21 protein-coding genes are annotated in these 23,175 nt (G+C 36.2%); 12 read left to right on the top strand and 9 right to left on the bottom strand.

Annotated features, from left to right (window positions below; translation table 11 throughout):
* The first annotated feature begins 15 nt into the window (after positions 1–15).
* The 9 genes from ACFSKV_RS18060 (at position 16) to ACFSKV_RS18020 (ending at position 11,244) form a co-directional block, all read left to right on the top strand.
* Positions 16–384 carry a DMT family protein gene (locus ACFSKV_RS18060; protein ID WP_380805991.1) on the top strand — a complete coding sequence of 123 codons (369 nt, stop codon included), beginning with the start codon at positions 16–18 and terminating at the stop codon, positions 382–384.
* A gap of 2 nt (positions 385–386) precedes the next feature.
* The gene (locus tag ACFSKV_RS18055; RefSeq protein WP_380805988.1) at positions 387–1,202 is read left to right on the top strand and encodes a prephenate dehydratase; all 816 of its coding nucleotides are present in this window, start codon (positions 387–389) and stop codon (positions 1,200–1,202) included.
* Between the two features lie 36 nt (positions 1,203–1,238).
* Positions 1,239–2,390 carry a pyridoxal phosphate-dependent aminotransferase gene (locus ACFSKV_RS18050; protein WP_380805986.1) on the top strand — a complete coding sequence of 384 codons (1,152 nt, stop codon included), beginning with the start codon at positions 1,239–1,241 and terminating at the stop codon, positions 2,388–2,390.
* 20 nt (positions 2,391–2,410) lie between these two features.
* The gene (locus ACFSKV_RS18045) at positions 2,411–3,256 is read left to right on the top strand and encodes a prephenate dehydrogenase (protein ID WP_380805983.1); all 846 of its coding nucleotides are present in this window, start codon (positions 2,411–2,413) and stop codon (positions 3,254–3,256) included.
* 71 nt (positions 3,257–3,327) lie between these two features.
* On the top strand, positions 3,328–4,032 hold the full coding sequence (locus ACFSKV_RS18040) for an SIMPL domain-containing protein (RefSeq protein ID WP_380805981.1): 705 nt from the start codon (positions 3,328–3,330) through the stop codon (positions 4,030–4,032).
* Positions 4,033–4,230: 198 nt separating this feature from the next.
* A complete protein-coding gene (locus ACFSKV_RS18035) occupies positions 4,231–5,751 on the top strand; it encodes a M20/M25/M40 family metallo-hydrolase (RefSeq protein ID WP_380805977.1) in 1,521 nt (506 codons plus the stop codon).
* 242 nt (positions 5,752–5,993) lie between these two features.
* Positions 5,994–8,975 (top strand): SusC/RagA family TonB-linked outer membrane protein, encoded by a 2,982-nt coding sequence (locus tag ACFSKV_RS18030; RefSeq protein WP_380805973.1) that lies wholly within the window; start codon positions 5,994–5,996, stop codon positions 8,973–8,975.
* A gap of 18 nt (positions 8,976–8,993) precedes the next feature.
* A complete protein-coding gene (locus ACFSKV_RS18025; RefSeq protein WP_380805970.1) occupies positions 8,994–10,376 on the top strand; it encodes a RagB/SusD family nutrient uptake outer membrane protein in 1,383 nt (460 codons plus the stop codon).
* Positions 10,377–10,434: 58 nt separating this feature from the next.
* A complete protein-coding gene (locus ACFSKV_RS18020) occupies positions 10,435–11,244 on the top strand; it encodes an endonuclease/exonuclease/phosphatase family protein (protein ID WP_380805967.1) in 810 nt (269 codons plus the stop codon).
* Between the two features lie 32 nt (positions 11,245–11,276).
* Here ACFSKV_RS18020 and ACFSKV_RS18015 read toward each other — a convergent pair whose 3' ends face one another.
* Positions 11,277–11,780 (bottom strand): DUF6265 family protein, encoded by a 504-nt coding sequence (locus ACFSKV_RS18015; RefSeq protein ID WP_380805964.1) that lies wholly within the window; start codon positions 11,778–11,780, stop codon positions 11,277–11,279.
* 106 nt (positions 11,781–11,886) lie between these two features.
* Between ACFSKV_RS18015 and ACFSKV_RS18010 the strand changes: the two genes are divergently transcribed.
* Positions 11,887–12,711: a 3-keto-disaccharide hydrolase gene (locus ACFSKV_RS18010; RefSeq protein ID WP_380806432.1), complete on the top strand. Its 825-nt coding sequence runs from the start codon at positions 11,887–11,889 to the stop codon at positions 12,709–12,711.
* A 110-nt stretch (positions 12,712–12,821) separates the two neighbouring features.
* Here the strand turns inward: ACFSKV_RS18010 and ACFSKV_RS18005 are convergent, their stop codons facing one another.
* The 7 genes from ACFSKV_RS18005 to ACFSKV_RS17975 all read right to left on the bottom strand — a co-directional run bounded on the left by ACFSKV_RS18005 (position 12,822) and on the right by ACFSKV_RS17975 (position 19,268).
* Positions 12,822–13,712 (bottom strand): dienelactone hydrolase family protein, encoded by an 891-nt coding sequence (locus ACFSKV_RS18005; protein WP_380805962.1) that lies wholly within the window; start codon positions 13,710–13,712, stop codon positions 12,822–12,824.
* 333 nt (positions 13,713–14,045) lie between these two features.
* Positions 14,046–14,990, bottom strand: coding sequence for a DUF4097 family beta strand repeat-containing protein (locus tag ACFSKV_RS18000; protein WP_380805959.1), 945 nt, complete (start codon positions 14,988–14,990; stop codon positions 14,046–14,048).
* A gap of 12 nt (positions 14,991–15,002) precedes the next feature.
* Positions 15,003–15,806 (bottom strand): hypothetical protein, encoded by an 804-nt coding sequence (locus ACFSKV_RS17995; protein WP_380805956.1) that lies wholly within the window; start codon positions 15,804–15,806, stop codon positions 15,003–15,005.
* A 30-nt stretch (positions 15,807–15,836) separates the two neighbouring features.
* On the bottom strand, positions 15,837–16,862 hold the full coding sequence (locus tag ACFSKV_RS17990; protein WP_380805954.1) for a hypothetical protein: 1,026 nt from the start codon (positions 16,860–16,862) through the stop codon (positions 15,837–15,839).
* A gap of 17 nt (positions 16,863–16,879) precedes the next feature.
* Entirely contained in the window at positions 16,880–17,644 is a 765-nt protein-coding gene (locus ACFSKV_RS17985) for a hypothetical protein (RefSeq protein ID WP_380805951.1), read from the bottom strand.
* Complete coding sequence (locus ACFSKV_RS17980; protein WP_380805948.1) at positions 17,637–18,206, bottom strand: RNA polymerase sigma factor; 570 nt, start codon at positions 18,204–18,206, stop codon at positions 17,637–17,639. The genes ACFSKV_RS17985 and ACFSKV_RS17980 overlap by 8 nt, the downstream gene beginning before the upstream one ends.
* 126 nt (positions 18,207–18,332) lie before the next feature.
* Positions 18,333–19,268, bottom strand: coding sequence for a hypothetical protein (locus ACFSKV_RS17975; protein ID WP_380805946.1), 936 nt, complete (start codon positions 19,266–19,268; stop codon positions 18,333–18,335).
* A 653-nt stretch (positions 19,269–19,921) separates the two neighbouring features.
* On the opposite strand from ACFSKV_RS17975, the gene ACFSKV_RS17970 reads away from it, so the two are divergent.
* Together ACFSKV_RS17970 and ACFSKV_RS17965 are read left to right on the top strand one after the other, a co-directional pair.
* The gene (locus ACFSKV_RS17970) at positions 19,922–21,616 is read left to right on the top strand and encodes a mechanosensitive ion channel family protein (protein WP_380805944.1); all 1,695 of its coding nucleotides are present in this window, start codon (positions 19,922–19,924) and stop codon (positions 21,614–21,616) included.
* Positions 21,617–21,715: 99 nt separating this feature from the next.
* A complete protein-coding gene (locus ACFSKV_RS17965) occupies positions 21,716–22,267 on the top strand; it encodes an outer membrane beta-barrel protein (RefSeq protein ID WP_380805941.1) in 552 nt (183 codons plus the stop codon).
* Positions 22,268–22,353: 86 nt separating this feature from the next.
* Here ACFSKV_RS17965 and ACFSKV_RS17960 read toward each other — a convergent pair whose 3' ends face one another.
* On the bottom strand, positions 22,354–22,884 hold the full coding sequence (locus ACFSKV_RS17960; protein WP_380805938.1) for a lipid-binding SYLF domain-containing protein: 531 nt from the start codon (positions 22,882–22,884) through the stop codon (positions 22,354–22,356).
* Between the last annotated feature and the right edge of the window lie 291 nt (positions 22,885–23,175).

Genomic DNA, 23,175 nt, shown 5'->3' with positions numbered 1-23,175 from the left:
CAAATTCCTCCCATAATGAAAGGCATAATTACCATCTTAATGCTGATTCTTTCCAATACCTTTATGACTTTTGCCTGGTACGGTCATTTGAAGTTCAAAGAACTTCGTTGGTTTGAAAATTTAGGTTTAATATCTATTGTTTTGATCAGTTGGGGCATAGCATTTTTTGAATATATTTTCCAGGTACCTGCCAATAGGATAGGATTTAAAGAAAATGGAGGTCCTTTTTCCCTGGTTGAATTGAAAGTACTTCAGGAAGTTATCACATTGGTTGTTTTTATGGCCTTTACCTTTCTTTTTTTTAAAAATGAAAGCATCAGAGCAAATCACATAATCGGGTTTGGATTCCTTGTTTTGGCCGTTTATTTTATTTTCAAAAAATAACCATGAAGATAGCAATCCAAGGAATTCCCGGGTCTTTTCACCATCAGGTAGCCATAAATCTTTTTGGGAAAGGAGGTTCCATAAGTACCTACAGGACTTTTGAGGAAGTAGCCAAATCAATTTACTCAGAAATTGATGAGGTAGGTGTCATGGCTATTGAAAATTCAATTGCAGGAGCGATTCTACCAAATTATGAATTGATAGATAGGTATGGTCTTGTTATTCTGGGTGAATATTATCTTCCTATTTCCCATAATCTTATGGTCCTTCCCGGACAAAGAATATCCGAAATTTTTGAAGTGAGATCTCATCCAATGGCTTTATTGCAGTGTAAAATTTTTTTTCAGGATTATCCCCGGATTTCTTTAATAGATGATGTTGATACTGCCACAGTAGCGAAAAGAATTGCAGAGGAAAAAATCAAAGGATTAGGAGCCATAGCCAGTAAAACTGCTGCTGAAATTTATCAACTTGAAATTTTAGCAGAGGACATACAAACTGTCCAGAACAATTTTACCCGCTTTATCATTTTGGGAAAACAAAAGGGAATCCCTGATTTCATTCCCAATAAAGCATCGCTCAAAGTGACTATTAGAAATGAAAAGGGTAGTTTGGCAAAACTTTTGACCTTAATGAGTGAAAATGACCTTGATCTTAGTAAGATACAGTCCATACCTGTAATTGATAAGCCTTGGGATTATGCCTTCTTTATTGATACCCAGTTTGAAAATTATCACACTTATATTCAAGTATTAAATAAAATCATTGAAAATGGTGGTGAAGTAAAGGTTTTTGGAGAATATTTGAGCAATAGATAATCTTGAAAATGTTAGGTTGAATGACAAAAAGGACTTATGAAAGGATTTGCTGAAAGGGTAAATGTAATTGAAGAATACTATTTCTCTCAGAAACTGAAAGAAGTTAAAAAGCTTCAAATGGAGGGGAAACCTATCATCAATATGGGTATTGGAAGTCCTGATTTACCTCCGCACCCTTCTGTGGTTGAGGCATTATGTGATACTGCAAGGGATTCTAATTCTCATGGATACCAAAACTACCAGGGAATACCAGAGCTGAGAAAATCCTTTTCTGATTTTTATCTAAAATATTATCATGTCCATTTAAGCCACCTGGATGAAATATTGCCACTTATTGGTTCAAAAGAGGGTATTTTGCATGTCTCTATGACTTTTATGGATGAAGGGGACCATGTGTTGATTCCTGACCCTGGATACCCTACTTACAGTTCAGTTAGCAAGATGTTAGGTTTAAAACCGATTTATTATAGGCTTAGGAAAGAAAATAATTGGTACCCTGATTTTGAAGAACTGGAAAATTTTGACTTATCAAAAGTGAAATTAATGTGGGTGAATTATCCCCACATGCCAACCGGGGCAAAAGCTGATCTGGATTTATTTGAAAGGTTGGTCAATTTTGCAAAAAAGCATGATATTCTATTGGTAAATGATAACCCTTACAGTTTTATTTTAGAAGATACCCCCAAAAGTATTTTTCAGGTAGAAGGAGCCAAAGAAATTGCCATTGAATTGAATTCTTTGAGTAAAACCGCTAACATGGCAGGATGGAGGGTGGGTTGTGTAACAGGAAATTCGGAAAATATTAAAGCCATAACCAAGGTAAAAAGCAATGTTGATTCGGGAATGTTTTTAGGGATCCAGAATGCGGCAATAGCTGCCCTTAACTTGGATAGAGATTGGTACAATTCTTTAAACCAAGTTTATGGGTTACGGAGGGAACTATTATGGAAATTTGCAGAAAAACTGAATTTGGAATTCAGTATAGATACTGTCGGGATGTTTATTTGGGCAAAATTACCCAACGGGATCAATTGTAGGGATTATGTCGATAAACTCCTTTATGAAAAAAACATTTTTGTTACACCTGGAGATATTTTTGGGAAACAAGGTGAGGGCTGGGTCAGGCTATCCCTATGTGTTAAAAATGAAGAAATTGAAGCAGCGATTAAGCGATTAGAATTTTTGTAGAATTAAAATAAAATTTAAAAATGAAAAAGATTCATATTGTTGGATTAGGATTGTTGGGCGGCTCTTTTGCCTTAGCTTTAAAAAGAGTCCTTCCTCACATAGTTTTTACAGGTTATGATAACAATCAAAAAAATCTAGAGGACGCCTTGAATTTAGGAATAATTGATGAAATTAAACAAAAGGCAGACCCAGATACCGATATAATCATTCTTTCAACTCCTGCTGATACCTTAACTTTTTTACTAAAGGAATGCTTGGATAATATCAATGAAAATACCTTGGTAATTGACTTTGGTTCTGCTAAATCAAAGCTATGTAAATCAGTAGAAGATCACCCTAAGAGACACCAATTTTTGGCAGGACATCCTATTGCAGGTACAGAATATTCAGGACCTAAAGCTGCCAAATCGGATTTATTGGAAAACAAGGTTTTCATTATTTGTGAAATGGAAAAAACCGATATTCATCTTAAAGCCAAAGCATATGAAGTATTAGAGGCATTGAATATGAAAATCCGGTTTATGGATCCTGAAGAACATGATAGTCAATTGGCATTTGTGTCCCATTTGTCTCATATTTCCTCATTTATGTTGGGAAAGACAGTCTTGGATAAAATGGAAGATGATAGGAATATCTTTGATATGGCAGGCAGTGGTTTTGCATCAACAGTCCGATTGGCTAAAAGCTCGCCTGCTATGTGGGCTCCCATTATTCAGGAAAACAAAAAAAATATTTTAGAGGCTTTGAGTATGTATATTCTTAATTTATCGAAATTCAGAGATAAAATATTAGCGGATGATTATGAAGGAATCTATCATGAAATGGAAAAAATTAATAAAATAAAGGACATTTTAGACCTCAAATAGTTAAAAAAAATTAAAACATGGATTATCGGCTTACTTTTTGAAATAAATGGTTTAAAATAAAGTTGTTCGTTATGAAAAAATCAGCTCTCTTTCTTACTTCATTATTTATTTCTGTTTCTATGATGGCTCAACAAATACCCATCATTGAGGTAGAAGGTAAAAGTGAAATCAGCATCATGCCTGATGAAGCGGATATTCAGCTCTCCCTGGTTGAGAAAGCATTAAAAGTTTCTGATGCTACCAATGCTTTAAACAAGAAAACAAAATCGATAGAAGATGCTTTAATAAAAACAGGAATTAAGAATTATGATTTTTTTGTAGACAATTATTACGTTTATGTGAATAGGGTTTATACCAAAGGGACCTCAAAAGACAGTGGTTATGTGGCCTCCCAAAACGTTAGAATTGTTGTAAAAAATATTGAAAAGGATTTAGTGAAGATAACAGAGACCCTTCATCAAACTGCAAATATGGGTTTTAATGTCCAGTTAACAGTTTCAGATAATCTAAAAAAATCTTCCGAAAAGCTATTGTTGGAGTTGGCTATTGCAGATGCCAAAAACAAAGCAGAAATCATTGCCAATAGTCTGGGAATTGAAAAAATCAAAGTTCATAGGGTAAACTACAATGCCCAAACAGACAACTTTTATCCTGTCATGAGGGAGGCGAAAATGATGATGGCTTCTTCTGCCATGGATGTGAGTGAGGAACCAATATTCAGGCCGGAAGAGAGAAAATTAAATGACAAAGTCATTGTGGTTTTTACTTTTGAATAAGATTTTTGTCATTTTTGGGAATTGAAATAAAGTTAACAAAGAGGCTGTCACGCTATTTGGGACGGCCTTTTTTTATTAGCAGAGATTTATAAGATTTGAGTACTTAATAAGGTGTTTTGGTGCGGATTTACCGCTTATCAAATCGCTCTTTGAATCCTTTAGGGAAATATTGATTTTCAATGCCCAATGTATTCAGATATGAAGAAAATTCCATTATTCATCTTCTTTAATTTATTTATTAAAGTCACTTTGACTGCCCAGATTAATACCCCAATTGATTTGGATGCAGTCACTGATGCCCATTTCCTGAACGGGATTCAGATTTTGAATGAATTGATTTCAATTCCTAATGATTCGAACGACCCTGCACAATTGGTCCCTAATATAGAATGGTGTGAGGACAATCTGGAAAACAGAGGTTGGGATGTTAAAAGGTTAGAGACCAAAAGTTTTCCATTATTGTTTGCAGAAAAGTCAGTCCCCAATGCAGAAAAAACCGTGTTGTTTTATTTCCATATTGATGGACAACCTGTAGACAAAAAAAGATGGAACCAACCTGATCCTTTTCAACCCACTTTAAAGAAGAGAAATGAAACAGGTCAATGGGAAACAATTCCTATGGAATTATTAAAGACCGATTATGACCCCAATTGGAGGATTTTTGCGAGATCATCTTCTGATGATAAAGGTCCTTTTGCTATGTTTCTGACAGCATGGGATGCGATGATAGAGAGGAAATTAATGCCAAATTACAATGTCAAAGTCATCTTGGATTTTGAAGAGGAAATAGGTTCTCCAAATTTGGGTGACGCTGTTTCAAAATATAAGGATGTCCTTGCTGCGGATATGATGTTGATAATGGATGGTCCCAGGCATTTAAGTAACGAACCTACCCTTACTTTTGGGGCAAGAGGGATTTCCCAGATTACTTTGACCGTTTTTGGACCAAGAGCTGCACAGCATAGTGGTCATTATGGTAATTATGCTCCAAATCCTGCCTTTAGACTTTCTAAACTTCTGGCATCAATGAAAGATGAGGAAGGTAGGGTGATAATTCCAGGTTTTTATGATGGAATAAACCTTACTGACAAAGAGAAAGAGATTTTAAGCCGCGTTCCTGATGACGAAAATGAAATAAAAAAGAATTTGGGAATTGGTAGTACGGACAAAGTGGGGAATACTTATCAGGAATCTTTGCAGTATCCTTCTCTGAATATTCGGGGAATGTCTTCAGGGTGGATAGGGGATGAGGTAAGGACTATTGTGCCTGCAGACGCCATTGCAGAAATTGATATCAGGTTGGTACCCGAAAGTGATCCGGAAAGACTTTTTGGATTGATTAGAAATCATATTTCAAATCAGGGATTCCATATTTTGGACCATAACCCTACAGATGAGGAAAGGGTAAAATATCCAAAGTTGATCAAATGGGAGGGGAGTATTTCTTACCAGGCATTTAGAACTCCCTTTGATTCTGAACCCGGGATTTGGTTGAATAAAGCATTTGTCAGAGCATTTGGGAAAGAGCCAATAAAAAATAGGATTAGTGGAGGTTCACTTCCTATTGCACCTTTTGTTGATGCGCTTAATGTACCTGCTGTCACCGTAGTAACAGTGAATTCGGATAATAACCAGCATGGTCCTAATGAAAACATTAGGTTAGGAAATTTTAAGGAAGGTATAAAAACTGCATTAGCGATATTGACAGAAAAACTTTGAATAAAGAAAATAAAGTATTTAAGGGGGTAATCAGGGTTTAATTATTTTAGTTAGGAGTGAAAGCGAAACATTAACGAAAATTTTAATATTTTAAACAAATCTGTTTTACCAGGCCTATTTTTTAGTATTTATTTCAACTTATTGGAAGGTTTTTTGACCATTCATGGAGATTTTCCAAACGATATTGCTTGGTAATAACTATATTCATGTAATATTTTCTACTGTATTACAAAAAAAGATCTATGAGAAAATTTTACAGAATCACTACAACCCTTTTTCTTCTACTTATAACAGTAGGATGGAGTTGGGCGCAGTATACCGTGACGGGTACTGTGACAGATGAGCGGACGGGAGAACCCCTTATTGGGGCCACAGTTCTCGTCAGGAATACCACCAGGGGGGCTGTTGCAGACCTTGATGGTAGGTTTTCAATCACTGTTGATGGAAACCAACAGGCTGTACTTGTAATTTCTTCATTGGGTTACATAAGTAAAAATGTAAATGTTGACCCAAGTACAAGTTCAATTCAAGTATCATTAGCTCAGGATGCTACCAATCTTGAGGAGGTTATCATTACTGGCTTAGCCTCCAATGTGAAACGAAGTAATCTGGCCAATGCAGTTTCATCGGTTTCCGCCCAGGAATTAGTTGGAACAACCAATATCCAAACAACAGATGGGGCCTTGTATGGCAAGATTGCAGGGGCAAATATCAGATCCAATTCTGGTGCTCCTGGAGGAGGTGTTTCCATTCAGCTTAGAGGGATTTCCACATTGACCGGTGCATCCCAACCTTTGATTATTTTGGACGGTGTTTATGTTAACAATTCCTTCCAAAGAACAGGTAGAGCTTCTGTTTCAGGAGCCGGTGGTTCGAATCAGGATGATGGTGCCAACAGATTGGCTGACCTGAACCCTAACGATATTGAATCCATTGAGGTATTAAAAGGTCCATCTGCGGCTGCCATTTATGGTACACGTGCCAATGCAGGTGTAATTATTATTACGACGAAAAGAGGAGCAGCAGGTAAAACAACTGTTTCCTTATCTCAGGATATAGGTTTTGCAAAACCATTAAGGTTATTGGGAGTGGATAATTGGAGTGAAGAGAAGATCAATTTCTTCTTCCCTGAAGCTAGGAGGCCTATAGAATTGGAAAGATTTAGGGCAGCTCAAGCTTCCAATACTTTTGTGGATTATGAAGATTACTTCTACAATAACAATGCTGTTTTGTCCAATACCCGATTAACTGTATCTGGGGGAAATGACAAAACCAAATTCTTTGTAAGTGGAAATCTTGCAGATGAAGATGGTACTGTTAGGAATACTGGTTTTCAACGAACCTCCATCCGAGCAAATATCGATCATAAAATAACCGAATCTATCCGTTTGGGTGTATCTTCCAATTATATCCGTACCGATACAGACAGAGGATTTACAGGTAACCAAAACAACACAGGTGCCAGTATCGGATATAATATCGCATATGTTCCGAATTACTATGATTTAAGGAGAAATGAGGATGGAACATATCCAATTAACCCATATTTCTCTGAAAACCCTGTAGCAGTTACCGATTTGGGAACTAATAATTCTTTGGTCAATAGGTTTGTTCAAGCCTTTACATTGGATGCTGATTTATTCAAATCAGCCAACAGTTTTTTAAAGCTACAACTTGGTGGAGGTCTAGATTTTCTGCAAAATACCACATTGGTCCATCTTCCGGAATCTTTACAATTCCAAAGAGGTCAGGCGAATCCAGGAGACGTACTTTGGGGTAAGCAGGAAAGTTTCAACACCAATCTTCAGGCTGCTTTGGTTTATAACTGGAATTTGGGCAGAGTAAATATGAATAGCCAGGCAGGTTTGGTAAGGTTGGATTTTAAAGATAACATCTTGTTTAACAGAGGCCGTGGCCTGGCTCCCGGTCAGATCAATATTCAACAAGCCACAGTTCAGGAAATCAACCAACAGTTTTTCTCTGAAGTACAAGAGGCGGGTGTATTTTTACAGCAGGAAGCCAACTTTGAGGACAAAATTATCGGTACTGTAGGTATAAGATGGGATAAATCCACATTAAATGGTGATCCGAATAAATTCTTTGCATTTCCAAGAGCTTCGGTTGCTTTCAACTTAGCCAATTTTGATTTCTGGGGATCCAAATCGACTTTTTCTGCTTTGAAGCCTAGAATTGCGTATGGTGAAACAGCAGGCCCGGTTCCTTTTGGTGCTACATTTACGGCCCTTAATGGAACCAATATTGGAGGTCTTTTAGGGTCAGTAGTTTCTGCCCAAATAGGAAACACTGCGATTCTTCCTGAAACAGCCAGTGAATTGGAATTTGGTGTTGATGCCGGTTTCTTTAACAATAGGATTGGTCTTGAGGCTACTTATTACATCAAAAACACGCAGAATAATATTCAAAACCTTTCACTTTCTCCTGCTACTGGTGTGACTTCCACACCAAGTAATGAGGCTGAACTTGAAAATAAGGGGATTGAACTGGCTTTGTTTGGTGTAGTGGTGGATAAATCCAATTTCCGTTGGAATACCAGGCTTATGTATTGGCAAAATAGGCTGAATATGAGAAGATTGGGGATTCCAACTTATATATCTGGTGGATTTGGAGCTGGCTTAGGTACTTTTCTTTATGCTGAAGGATATTCTCCTACCACGATTGTGGGAACTCCCGCAGATCCATCTGTTCCAGGAGGTTTTACCATATGGGGTAATGCGCAGCCAAAATTCAATATGTCTTGGGTGAATAATTTCACTTTTGCAAAAAACTTTGAATTTTCTTTCCTTATGGAATATAGAAAAGGTGGAGACAACATCAACCTTTCTAACTTCCTAACAGATGCAGGTGGTACAACAAAAGGTTGGTTTAATGATGACAATGGAGATGGGATCCCTAACGGAAGACAAAGGCCACCTGCTCCATATAATAATGCCGGCAGATGGGTACAGGACGCCACTTTCTTAAAAATCAGAGAGATAGGTTTATATTATACTGTTCCAAAAACGGCATTGAATCAAGCTTTTGGAAATAGTGTGGAAAATGTCAGAATAGGTACATCGATCAACAATGCCTTCCTTTTCACAGACTATCAGGGATATGATCCTGAAACTTCTACATTTGGTGCTCAAGCAGTGGCAAACAATGTGGATATAACTCCATATCCTACACCAAGAAGGATATTCTTCCATGTGACTATTGACTTTTAATCACCAAAGCTGAAAATCATGAAAAAATTAAATAAATATTTAGGAATTGCGGTAATGGCATCTTTAAGTTTATTTGCCTGTAATCCGCTTGAATTGGATGAAATAGAGGATCCCAACAACCCTTCCGTAGGAAGTGTTAGCAATAATGCTACCAGGGAACAAATCCAATTCTTATTGACAGGTCTTGAATCAAGGCATAGAGGTTATGTGACCAATATTTCCCAGGCCTGGAATACTTTTGGTAGGGAAATATGGTACCTGAATGCATCTGATCCCCGTTTCCAAACGGATTGGCTGGGTCAAAATGGTAGAACACCTGATAATGCTTATTTCGGTTTTGGTGTTACAGGGGGAGGTTCCTGGGCTTCACCTTACCAGGCAATTAAGCAGGCAGATGTTTTGATCCAAGCTTCATTAGGTGCTGGTACATTATCTGAGGCTGACCGAAAAGCAGTTGCTGGATTTGCAAAGACGATTAAAGGATATCAATTTATGATACCTGCTAATTGGGTGTACCAAAACGGGATAAGGATAGATGTAGCCGATCCTTTGAATCCAGGAGATTTTGTTTCTTATGAACAAGCCTTGGATTACATCAAGACGGTATTGGATGAAGGAGATCAGGATCTTAGTGCAGCTGGAAGCGGTAATTTTCCTTTCAGATTGACTAGAGGTTTTGATGGGTTCAATACTAATGTGGCTCTAAAGCAGGTTAACAGAGCAATAGCTGCCCGTTTGAATTCCTATAGAAAAGATTGGCAAGGTGTTCTTACTGCCTTGGATGCTTCTTTTATGGATTTAAGCGGTAATTTGAATTCAGGTCCTTCCCATCCCTATGGAGCTGCACCTGACATCTTTAATCCTTTATTCTATGTAAGAGATGCAGTTGTCACTACCATGATTGTGGTACATCCTTCAATGCTGGATGATGCTACTCCGAATGATTTAAGGGTGGCAAATAAGTTTTATGAAAGAACAGCTGCACCAATCACCGTTTCAACTGATGCTGGAACTTTGGTAGGTACCCATCAGGACAATAGGTGGGCAAGCAATACGGCTTCCATCCCATTTATCCGAAACGAAGAATTGATTTTGTTGAAAGCGGAAGCTCATGCCAATTTGGGACAGACAAATGAAGCAGTTAATGCCATCAACATCATAAGAAATGCAGCTGGAATCGGAAATTATACTGGAGCTACTACTCAGGAAGCATTGATCAATGAGATTCTTTATCAGAGAAGGTATTCTCTTTGGGCTGAACCATGGGGGCACCGTTGGATAGATGCAAGGAGATATAATAAACTGAATGAAATTCCAACATCATATGATGGTGGAACTATATTTAACCAATTCCCACATCCTCAGGCAGAATTGAACTGGGATAAGTATGTTGGGAATTAATTCTTTAAAAAAAAGGGTTGACCACGTCAACCCTTTTTTTTTGATTGAATATAGGAAGATGAAAAAATGGTTCTTAAGGGTTTTAATGGTATTTCCGGTCTGGTGGAGCACTTGTTTTTCTATCATGGCACAGCAAAACGAATTAGTCTTACTTTCTTATAACATTTATCATGGAGAAGATCAATATCAACCGGGGAAAAGCAATATCAGGGAAATTGCCGAACTGATCAATGGGATAAAACCGGACTTGGTTGCCTTGCAGGAAGTGGATAGTATGACAAATAGAACTAAAGATTTTTATGAAGGAGAAAAGAAAGACTTGGTATTGGAATTGGAAAATTTAACAGGGATGAAAGGTTTTTTTGCCAAAGCATTAGATTTTTCTGGTGGAGGATATGGCGAGGCTATTTTAAGCAGGTTTCCGGCAAGGTTTGAAAATATTCAGTTGCCAACACCAAAGGGAGGAGAGGGAAGGAGTGTGGCCCTAGCACATATCACATTACAGAATGGAAGAAAAGTTTCATTTGCAGGAACGCATCTTTGTCATGAATACGAAGAAAATAGAGTAGCCCAAGTTGAATCAATAAAAGATCTAACGAAAGGAATTGAAAATCCAGTAATCCTTACGGGAGACTTCAATTTTGAGCCGGATGAAATGGGGTATTCCATTTTGGCAAAAGAGTTCAAAGATGCTGCCCTGGAATTTTCAAATCCACAAATGACCTATTCCAGTAAATCCCCCGACATTAGAATTGATTATTTTTGGCTTGACAACAAAACGAATTGGGGAATTATTTCGGTAGAAGCATTGGATGTTGAATTTTCAGACCATAAACCTCTTCTAATAAAGGTTAGAATAATCGATTAAATGTACATTCTTGGATTGTAAAAAAGCGTAGCTTAAAATTCACTTTTCCTGTATTTGAATTCTTCAATCCTTCTTTCCCCGTTTGAGCTTATGCTAAGATAAAGTATCATTTCATCACCATCCCTTTGAATAGTAAGACCTTCGAAATAAGCGGTATGTTCTTCCATTTTAATGAAAGGAAAAGTGGTCCAAATGTCTTTTTCTTCCCATGGACTTAAGTCTCTATTAAAATGTTTAAGCTTTAGAAATATTTTTCCGTCATCTTCCAAGATATGCATATATTCAGTAAAAATCAGAACACCATCCATGAAAAACCTAAAAGTTCCAATCATGCTATTGTCAACAGGAGGAAGCCAAAGTTCTTCGCATTGACCTCCCAATCCAGTGCCTTCCCAATAACCTACAATCCAATTAAAATCATAGATGGAGACATTTTTGGTTTCTTTGTCTTTTTTAAGATAGGAAGGTTTTTGTTCGTTAGGTCCTTTCCCCATTAAGAAAAAGCCAATTAAAATGAATAAAATCTTTAGATTCATATTACTTTTTTGGATTTGTCCAGTCCAAAGGATTTTTTATGTAATTTAAGCAATGTATATCAAATCTAAATTAATAATGAAAACCATCCATCTCTACTTGAGCCTGATGATAATATTTTTTTCCTGTAATTCTCAACAAGAAAAAAACCTGGATATTGAATGGAAGGATTTATTCAATGGAATGGACATGAATGATTGGATCATCAAAATTGCCAAACACGATTTACATGATAATTTTGCAAATACCTTCCGCGTGGAGGACGGATTATTAAAGGTAAGATATGATGGATATGAAGAATTTGATCAACAATATGGTCATATTTACTATAATCAGCCTTTTTCCCATTATATTTTGCGTGTTGAATACAGATTTATAGGAGACCAAGCTCAAGGTGGCGAAGGATGGGCATATAGGAATTCGGGAGCTATGTTGCATTGTCAGGATCCTGCTACCATCTTAAAAGACCAGGATTTCCCTATTTCTATTGAAGGACAGTTTTTGGGAGGCGATGGGATCAATGAAAGGACTACCAGTAATTTATGTACTCCAGGTACAAACGTAGTTATAAATGGGGAATTGTTTACTCCGCATTGCATCAATTCAACATCCAAAACATATCATGGTGACCAATGGGTTACCGCTGAATTTTTGGTTTTGGGGGACTCTATTGTCCACCATATTTTGGAGGGAAAATCTGTATTGACTTATAGAAAACCCCAAAGCGGAGGAGGAAATGTGTTTCCCTTTGATCCAGAGATTAAAATTGATGGAATGCCATTGACGTCCGGATTTATTTCCCTTCAAAGTGAGAGTCATCCTATTGATTTTAGAAAGGTGGAATTAGCGGATTTATCCACTGTCAAAAGCAGTAAATCTCAGTTGAATGCTGCTTTGACAAAACTTGGATTTGAGTCTTTTATTTCAGACTGACAGGTAAATGAAATAGATAAAAGCCAAGAAGCCCATTGAACTGATTTGATGACCAAGTTTCGAAATGGGGCTTCTTGGAAGATTTATTGAGGGTAAAAAAAGAAATCCTTTTATCCGTTCAAATGTTTTTTAAAGAATTCAATCGTTCTTTTCCAGGCAAGCTCGGCGGCTTCTTTATCATACCGTGGTGTAGAGTGGTTATGAAAACCGTGATTGGCCCCTGGGTAAAAATACACCTCATATTCCTTATTATTAGCTTTTAAGGCTGCTTCATAGTCAGGCCAACCAGCATTTACTCGTGTGTCCAGTTCTGCATAATGTAATTGTAAAGGAGCTTTGATTTTAGCAGCATCTTCGGAACTAATTTGACCTCCATAGAATGGAACGGAAGCTTTAAGATCCGGCAAGCGTGCTGCCATCATATTAGAAACCCATGCACCAAAGCAAAAACCGACCACACCCACATTTCCATTACAGTGTTCGTTTTTCTTTAGTAGTTCAAATCCGGCAATGAAATCTTCCAGTATTTCATTTCTATCTCTTTTTGCCTGCATTTCTCTCCCTTCATCATCATTCCCTGGATATCCACCAAAGGGTGTTAAGGCATCGGGAGCGAAAGCAATAAAGCCGTCCAATGCAGCCTGATGGGCCGTGTCTTCAACATATGGATTTAAGCCTCTATTTTCATGAACTACAATAATTCCCGGGATCTTACCTTTGGCATCAGCTGGCCTTGTTAAAAGCCCTTTCATTTTCCCTGCTCCTTTTGGAGAGTCGTATTCTATATATTCTGAAATCAATCGGGGATCATCCTCAAAATATCGTTTTGCTTCTGCATAATTAGGCAATAAAAAATTTAAAATAGCTGATACGGTCAATCCTCCTACAGCATACCTAGACAAACGATTGACGAATTCCCTTCGATTGATCTGCCCATGAACATAATAATCATACATATCAAAAATTTCCTGACTGAGGTCTTCTTTTTTAATGGGTTCCATGTGAGGCAAGTAGGTTTAAATATTCAATGATAAGTTAAACATTTAGAACCTATTTCAAGAAAAAAGTTTAAACCACTCATGTAAAATGTAATTGATTGATCCAAGATAGATTATCTTAGGTTGGATTTCATAAGGGTTTAGTGTAGGGATTTTTTTTGTAATACCTCAAGCTAAATGCACTAGCTGTTAAATTTCCTTCAAGAATGAACAAATAATGCATTATAGAACAGTAAATAAATAATCCTTGGGAAAATTTCTCCGGTAAACCCAGATTGATATAGATTTTTTTTCACATCTGGATTTACCTGAGAATTAAAATGGTATGTCCGAAAATTAATTTTGATTAACAATGGAAATATTACCTGATGTAATACTTCCATTGATATTTTTATTGGAACCATTGTCTATATTGAGATTCCGACCGCTTTTTGAATTTCCAACAGTCAAATTCCCAGAAGTGGCACTAAGGTTGAAATTAAAGTCTCTAAGGTCAGATGGAGTTTGGATCCTGAAATTTCCTGAAGTTGCATTTATCCTTGTTCCTGCACCAAGGCCTGCATTTGTTGCGTTGAAATTGCCAGAAGTCATTTTTAGTTCTCCCAATTCCGTCACATTTTCAAGTTTTGCATTTCCTGAGGTTAGGCTAATATGGACAACGCCGTCAATGGATGTTGCAGTGAGACCACCACTACTGGATGAATATTCAAGATTACCCTTAACATCCTGGATATTGGCTGAGCCAGAACCTATATTTCCCTTTATATTGCCTTCAATTCCTGCAATATTGATTGAACCAGAACCTGCATTTGCTTTGATATCGCCTTTAATATTTTTTGCTGAAACGTTTCCTGATCCAACAGAAAGGATTGTTTGAATCGCAACAACATTTTCAACATTTATTTTCCCAGAACCACCTTTTAAATCCAATTCCATTTCTTCAGGTCCTTGGATTTTAATATGGCCTTTTGTTCTGGAATTTCCCACAGTCACTTTCGTTGAGGAGGTTTTATGGCTGATTTTTAAAACATTCCCAACTGTTACAAAGACAATGTCCTGATCGTAGTTATTTGATTCCAAGTAGGCATTTACAGAAACATCTGATTTGGCACTTCCAATATATTCAATCTCCAGAGCGCCACCCGAAACCTCGATTTTATTGATTCCATTGAAGGATTTAGTTACATCGACCAATGTTTTTACTTGGGCCGAAACATCAAAAGGTGTTACCATTAAAGCAATTAGCACCAATAAGATCGATAATTTAATTGTTGTTTTCATAGTTCTTGGATTTTATAAAATGATACCAAAGCTAATCGCATTGACTTTGGGACCTTTGTTTTGTTGAAATGTTTCATTGAAATCGTAGTTTATATAGAGTTTGACATCAGCAACTCCTACCTCAGCCCTTAGACCGTACCGAAAGTCTGAGGCAAACATATTCCCAAATTGAAATTCTTTGGCTTTATTCCCGTTTTCATCATTGTAAACAAATTTTCCTCTTCCTCCCAACCTATAACCTGCATATGGGCCAACACCAAATGTAAAGTTTCCATGGTTACTCCTTAAAGTTGGGATAACACTTACATTGAGGTAAGAGGCTGAAATCTTTGATTTTGTACCAGCCCCACTGGGATGTTCCTCAAAATAAACTCCTTCATCACCTCTTAAAGCCTGAAGATTTCTGTTTTCAAATTTGAAATTATACCAACTGACACCCAAGGTTGATTTTAAATGGAAATTCCTTGATGCCCGGTATTGGTAATAAAAGTTGATAGCAGGATTCCAACTTCCCCAAGGCTTGACTGCGGGAGCATCATCATCTCCTTTCCAAGTATTGATACCTAAGTCAAAGTTCAAGCCTTTACCATGCCTTGGATTGTATTTCTTGGTATAATATTCAGAAGAGTAATCCTTTGGTTCGGAAGTGAATTCCCATGTCTTTGAACCATCTTTGTTTTTTGTAACAACTACATCAGTTTCAAAAACCCTGAAATGTTGAGACTGCGGTTCAACAGCTGCTTCTACTTCTGGCTCTTGGGCATAACCCAAGATTGCCAGAAGAAAGATATATAGGGTGATAATTGTGGTTTTCATTGGTTTAGTTAGTTAAAGCATTGTATGGTCTTAGAAAATGATACCAAAAGCTATCGGATTCAATTCGGGTCCTTTTCCTTCCTGGAACAAGGTATTTAGGTCATAAGTAGCAAAGAAATTAATCCTTCCGAAACCAAATTCTCCTCGAAGACCATACCTGAAATTATTAAGATAAATACCCGTATTGACATGCTCTTTTCTTCTGTTTCCGCCGTCTAATGGCCTATAAACATACTTGCTGGTTCCGCCAAGTCTATAGCCTGCATAAGGTCCAAATGCAAGCCTCATTCCTTTCCTTCCTTTGTCATGCATGGTACCAAAATCAAGCTTGAATAAACCCATAGCAGTAAGATAGGATGCAGAAATTTTACTTTTAAATCCATCAACATCTGTTCTTTGTATGAAGTCTATCATATCTTCTCCTCTAACCGCCTGAAAATCTCTGTTTTCAAATTTAAAATTGTACCATTGAAAGCCTAAACCCATATCCCAACGGAATCCCTTGCTTATTTTTTGACTAGCAAAGAAATTCATACCGACAGCCCAACTTCCCCAACCTTTGACTGAATATGGTTGACTTGTTCCTGGAAAATTTCCATTGTTATCCAGGTAGTTATTAAGACCCAAATCAAAATTGAAATAGGTTCTGAAAGGGGGATCACTTTTCTTTCTTAGACCTGTTTCTACTTTTACCTTTGTTGTAGGGCTGCTTTCATCTACAAGAATTTTGATTCCACCGACGGTGACTTCAGTTTTATTCCAATCTTCTGTTACTTTGACGATTTCTTTGTTGCCGTTTTTACCGGTGACTTCAACTACTACCAATTCCCCTGTATCTTCATCAATCTGAAGATCAAGCTCCCGGATAATCTGGTTGATATTCATCGCTTTCAATCTTTCAAAATCTTCCTTATTGTCTACCACAAGGACGATTTTTCCAGACTTTCCAAATTCCACGATGATGGTGTCGTTTTCGACCAAAAACCTTTCATCGCTCCGCCCAAAAGCAAAATTCACCAATGCCATTAAGCTAAATAGTAAAAGATATTTTTTCATGGTTAGTTTTCTTATAATTATTTACTTCTTTCTTTTTTTGTAGAATTACTGGCAAATAGATTGTCCTTTGCATCCTGCAGGTCTGCAAAACCTTGTTCCACTTTTGTCAGAAATCCACCGATTTTATTGACATTATTTTCAATTCCCTCAATTAAAGTTTGTTTTTTAGGTTCATCTTTTAGACCATTGGATTTAATGATGATCCTATATTCCACAAAATCCTCTGTTGATTCTTCCTCTTCCAAATTGGAAGCAATGGCTTCCTCAATATTTAACTCCGGTAATGTAAGGTTTGGAAGTTCTATAGCGGTTTCTTTGCTTTTCTCCCTTTCAGCTTCTGTTTCAGCTTTGGCTAATAAAGATTTGGGTCCCTCCGAAATTTTTTGTTTTATTGGTTTTGAATCGGACTTTTTCTTTGGAACAATATCAGTTTTTGGGGCTTCCTTAGGTTCAATTATTTTTGGTTCTTCATTTTCAGGCTTTTCTTCCTTGATAGTGTTTTGAAAGCTTTCGTTTGGTTCTTGAACTTGGGATTCATTCTCAATCACATCAGAAAGGAGTTCTGGAGCTTGTTCATTTTTATCAGAAGAGTTCCAAATGATATAACCCAATCCCAATAACAATAGTATCGTCGCCGCAATTTTCAAGAAGGGATATCCTCCTGCCTTCTTTTTGTCCAGTTGGTTTTCCAATCTTTCCCAAACAAGTTCTGAAGGTTTTTCTTCATGTTCTCTCAGTTTTTCTCTGAAATACTGGTCAAATTTATTATTTACATTAGCCATTGATTCTCCTTTCTTTACTTTGTTGATCGGCTATTTTTTGTTTTAATACATTTCTTGCCCTGCTGAGCTGTGACTTTGAAGTAGACTCAGATATTCCCAATAAATCTCCAATTTCAGCATGGCTATAACCCTCCACAGCATATAAATTGAAGACGGTTCTGTAACCAATCGGAAGTTCCTGGATCAATTGGACCAAGTCATCAGCTTCCAAATGGTTGAGTTCGTAACTTGAATCAGAAATCTCTAATTGGGTTTCGGCATATACTTCCATATTGAGATTCCGGTTGTTTCGAAGGGTCAACAGAGACTGGGTTACCATAATCCTTTTCATCCAGCCTTCAAAACTGCCTTTTGATTCGAATTGGGGAAGTTTTTCAAAGATCTTCATAAAACCTTCTATCATGGTGTCTTCTGCCAAGTCCTTGTCTTTAACATACCTTAAGCAAATGGCCAAAAACCTTTTAGAATAGGACTCATACAAATGTTGCTGGGCTTTACGCTCACCCTTAAGGCAACCTTTGATGATTTCCGCTTCTGTGGTAAAAGTTTTCTTAAATAACATTACAGTTGGCTTTCATATAAGAAGATACAGGTCAATAAAAATAGGTTGCATTGGTTTGTGAAAAAAGGTTAAAAAATTTTTGATTTTTGGTTTGTCAATTCAAAATCTTCTGATAATCAATGCTCTTTAGAAGAGCATTCCAAAAGTAAATTCAAGTAATTCCTTAAAAGGAATATAAAACAACAGAAGTGGAACAAGCGGTAATATCGTAAGGATTACGCTGGCAAGCATTGATTTTAGATCAAAAGGAAAGGTTTTCATTTCATAAATGTTATTATAATGAAGGTTTAAAGTTAGTCCCTGCTGGGCCGTACTTTCTGTTTTTTCTTTTTTTTGATAAAGCCACTTTTCTTCGAAATCCTTAATAAAATCAACACCCAATGAATTGTAATAATGTAGATATTTTAAGCGAGTCTGGCGCATGAGTTCTGAGAAGAAAATTAAGGGTACGATGTTTATGATTAAACTGAAGGCAGCAAAAGCAATGAGGAATGGGATTTGTTGATCCAGGGTAAAGTCCAAATATAAAATCCTATTTACCAATATTGAAGCATAAACTACCCCAAGTACAAGTGAAAAACTTCCAAAAACCAAAGGTCTTTCACCTAAAAAACCTAACCCTCCGGCTTTATCGGGATGGGGAGGAAAGATCAAAATACCGCTTTTTGAAATAGCCAGCAACAATCTCAACCACAGGATCCATCTCCACATCCATCTTATTATTAAAAATTGAAAAACGGGTAAACTTATAAAAACCAACCAATATCCTGCCCATGATAATTTATGTTCATTGGATTCAAAAGGGAAAATCCAAGAAGTTATGTTAAAATTATTGAAAACTAAGCGAAAGCTCCCATAAACTACAACAAGTAAGATAATTACAATTTCACTCCTTTTCTTTTTTGCAATTCTTTGGAATTTCTGAAGGATTTGTTCGAATTGATTATGGTTATTTTCATTAACCATTCCGTTTTTAAGAAATTGGGAAATAATTATCAGTATCCTCTTATCGACATATTTTTCTGAAAGTATGAACATAGGAACAGCTAACAATAATCTCATATGAGTTGAAGGTTCATATAAAAATGGAACTTCCACTTTATCCCCCAACAGTAATCCCTGAAAGGCTGTAAGGATTACTAATGGTATCCAAGTAAGAATAATTAGAAAAATTATCTTCAGTGATTCCCGAGGAACCCGGACGAAAATACTTTCTAACCAATTTAAAAGGGCTTCTAAAATTCCTGGATGGATTAATGAAAATTTCAAATTGGGGTTTGGATTCATGGTGATTTTTCCTAAATAAGAATTTGATTTTGAAGTGTTAACGACCAAGTTTACAATGAGAAACATAGCATTAAAAACTCAAAAAATTCATGATAAAAATCAGGAAAATGAATGAAAAAGGAAGTTTAATTTACATTGAAATTAGTGAAATTTCAAATTCGGATTTATGGGTGTAAAAAAGATTCAGTCAATACCATTTCAATTTGAAACCCAAGAAAAGTTTTGATCTTTCAAATCCATTAGTAAGGATAAAATTCAATTCATCTTGATAGTATGAAAGTACAAGAAAAAAATACAGTAGTTGGTAAATACGTTTAAGAAAGTTAATTTTAAATTATTCTGAAGTTATAAAATAAATTAAAATTTAAATTTAATATTATTCATTTTACGGAATTTAATTCTATTTAAATTATCTAATCATTTTTCTTATGTGGAGAATTGAAAAATTTTTACTGTTGTTTTTTCTGCTTTTTGCAGTGAGTCTTTCTTTTGCCCAAATTCAAAATGATTCCACAAAAAATTCTCAACAAGAGGGAAATACTGAAAAGCAAAAGGGCTTTCCGGTTATTGGCCTTATGTCTGATACGCTTTTTTATGTGCATTCAAAAATAGGGTCATTTAGTCCTGAGGAAAGGGCCTTACATATCGGAAATAGGATTAAAGATTTATATGAAAAAGATGATTTCAAATTGGAATATTTTCAAGTCGTAAAATCTGACCTGACAGTAGATGTAGTTTATGGAGATTTGATTTTGGTAGGGGTTACCCATATGGATGCAGAAATCAACGGAAAATCCCAGGAAGAAATTGCGGAAAGATTAAAGCTTTTTATATACAATTATATAAAAGAAGTCAAAGAGAAAAGAAAAATCTCAAACTATATCTGGAGAGGTTTGTTGGGGCTGCTGGTTGTTGCGATTGCGGTTTTAATATTTCATTTTATCAATAAATTATTTATTAGGTTTCGGAAAAGAGTTGAAACTTCTCAATTAAAATGGTTGCATGACCTAAAATATCGGGATTATACATTTTTAAATATTAAACAAGAATTAGAATTAATTCTAATTTTTCTAAAAATAGCAAAATGGGCTGTCTTTATCATTTTAGGATATATTGCTTTGTCTTTGTTTTTCAGTATTTTTATTTTGACCCAAGATTGGTCTGAAGTACTTTTTGATTTAATTTGGTCACCTTTTAAATTTATTTTCATTTCAATATGGGAGTTTCTTCCCAACCTGATTACCATTTTGGCTATCATTTTGGTAATGAGGTATTTTATTAAATTCATAAGGTATATTTTTTCGGAAATCGAATTAGGGAAACTTAAAATTTCAGGATTTCACCAGGATTGGGCTATGCCTACATTTGGTATCATCAGGCTGCTACTTTTGGCTTTTACCATAATCTTGATTTTTCCATATTTACCTGGATCTGAATCAGGGATTTTCAGAGGTGTTTCAGTGTTTATTGGAATACTTTTTTCTCTTGGTTCTTCCTCTGCCATAGCCAACTTGATAGCGGGATTGGTCATCACCTATATGAGGCCCTTTAAAATAGGAGATAGGATCAAAATCGGAGACAATATGGGTATTGTAATAGATAAAACAGTTTTGGTGACGAAGTTGAAAACACTTAAGAATGAGGAAATAACCATCCCCAATTCCACTGTACTTTTAGGTAATACCGTTAATTATAGCACTTTTGCAGCTGAGGATGGAGTTATGGTACACACTACTGTAACCATTGGATATGATGTGCCGTGGCGAGACATGCACAATGCTTTAATTGAAGCTGCAATGCGGACTGGAGGAATCAATAAACATCCAAAACCATTTGTTTTGCAGACTGCCTTGGAAGATTTCTATGTTGCTTACCAAATTTTGGGATATACGCATCTTACTGATAAATGGGGGATAGTGCAATCTGAGCTTCATCAGAATATTCAAGATGTCTGTAATGAAAAAGGTATTGAAATTATGTCTCCTCATTATAGGGCAGCAAGGGATGGAAATATGAGTACTATACCTTCCCAATACTTACCAAAAGATTACAAACCTCAGGGTTTTCAGGTGAATGTTGATCATTTGGATAAATCTAAAAATAAAGAAGCTGAAAAAGATTGAATATAGAATTAAGGAAAATAAAAAGGATTCATATCGAGAAATAGTAAGGCGGAATCCGAAAAGCCAATAGAGTAGGAGCGATTTGAAAAATCCATAATTATGAAAAAAGTTATCTTAGTTTTCTTATTGATTGAAATAGTTTCAATGAATTTTGAGACAATGGCTCAGGATATAGGTTTTCGTGGTGGTTATCAATCATCAGGTACATGGAATGATGGTGACCAGGTAGATGGGGATTTGCCTGGGTTTTATGTGGGTATTTTCAAGAACAGCAGGATTGGTTTGGGGGATCTTTTAATGATCAATTATGGCCTTGAATACATTCAAAATGGTCACAAAAGTGATGACAGCAATTATAGATCTATAGACTATTTAAGCATACCCCTGGCATTAAGGGTAAAATTAGGGCCCGTTTACGCCCAAGGAGGTATAAATGGTAATTTTAGAATCGGTGAAGAATATCTTTTGAATGGCTCAGATGTTTTAAATGATAATAATAAGACAAGTGGATTTGATGTTCCTGCCCATATTGGCCTAGGGTTTAAAATTTTGATGATTTCAATTGAAGCAAGGTATCATTATGGACTTATGGATGTAAATAATGGAAATGCCAACAGATATTTTCAAATTGGTGCAGGTATTTCCTTCTGATAATTGGAATTTGGTTTCAGAAAGAAGAAGCTGTCCATCTTTATGGGACAGCCTCTTTTTTAATGGATATTTCTAACCTCAAATCATTAGAATGAAGTGTAGCTAAATTTCTGTCCACCAACTGAAGCTTCATACATTAACCCCTTTTTTGGTAAGGTGAAAACCAAAACACCATCATCATATTTGGCGTCAGCGGATGCACCTGAAGCAGCAGCTACTGCGGACACTTGGGCGGAAAATTCGAATTTATTGTCTTTGAATCTTTCCAATGCCCTTTGATCCTCAAAGAAAATAACTTCTTGATAAGCTTGTCCACCAGCTTGAAAACCTATGGTAACCTGGGTCATTTTTGCCCGGCCTACTGCATTCCCTTTTTCGAAAAGAATTCCATTGCCGGAAGCAGCTCCAACACCTAAACCTCCTTTACCAACATTTGGAAAAATAACATAACCGGCAGATCTATCAAAAAATCCTGCCATTTCCGGGTCAGCTTTTAGAAAGGCATTTTTTGATGAATTTGAGTCTTTGATGAGTTTATCTGTTTTTTCTTCTTTTTGAGCAAATAAAACAGTTAATGTCAAAGTGAACAAGATGGTTAATAAAACATGTTTTTTCATAGTGCGATTGATAGATATTATCTAAAAATAAAAAGAAAATTTAGTATGTCCTTAGATAAAAAGCGGTTTGTTTTTTATATTATTAGGTAGGAAAAAGATGCCTTTAGGGGTTAAAAAAGAATTTTGAACTTTTCTTTTTTGTACAAATAGACTGAAAGCAGGATACTTTGGTGTTTTCCTTTGATAATTTTGATAGGCGGCCAGGTTCTTTCCTGAAATTTTAAAATATTCCGCCTTAATAAAATTAAACCATTGATTAACTAAATGTGTCTAATAATCATACTTAATTAA

This window comes from Shivajiella indica, from assembly GCF_042683085.1.
Taxonomy (GTDB): domain Bacteria; phylum Bacteroidota; class Bacteroidia; order Cytophagales; family Cyclobacteriaceae; genus Shivajiella; species Shivajiella indica.
This window is presented reverse-complemented; position numbering and strand designations above follow the sequence as displayed.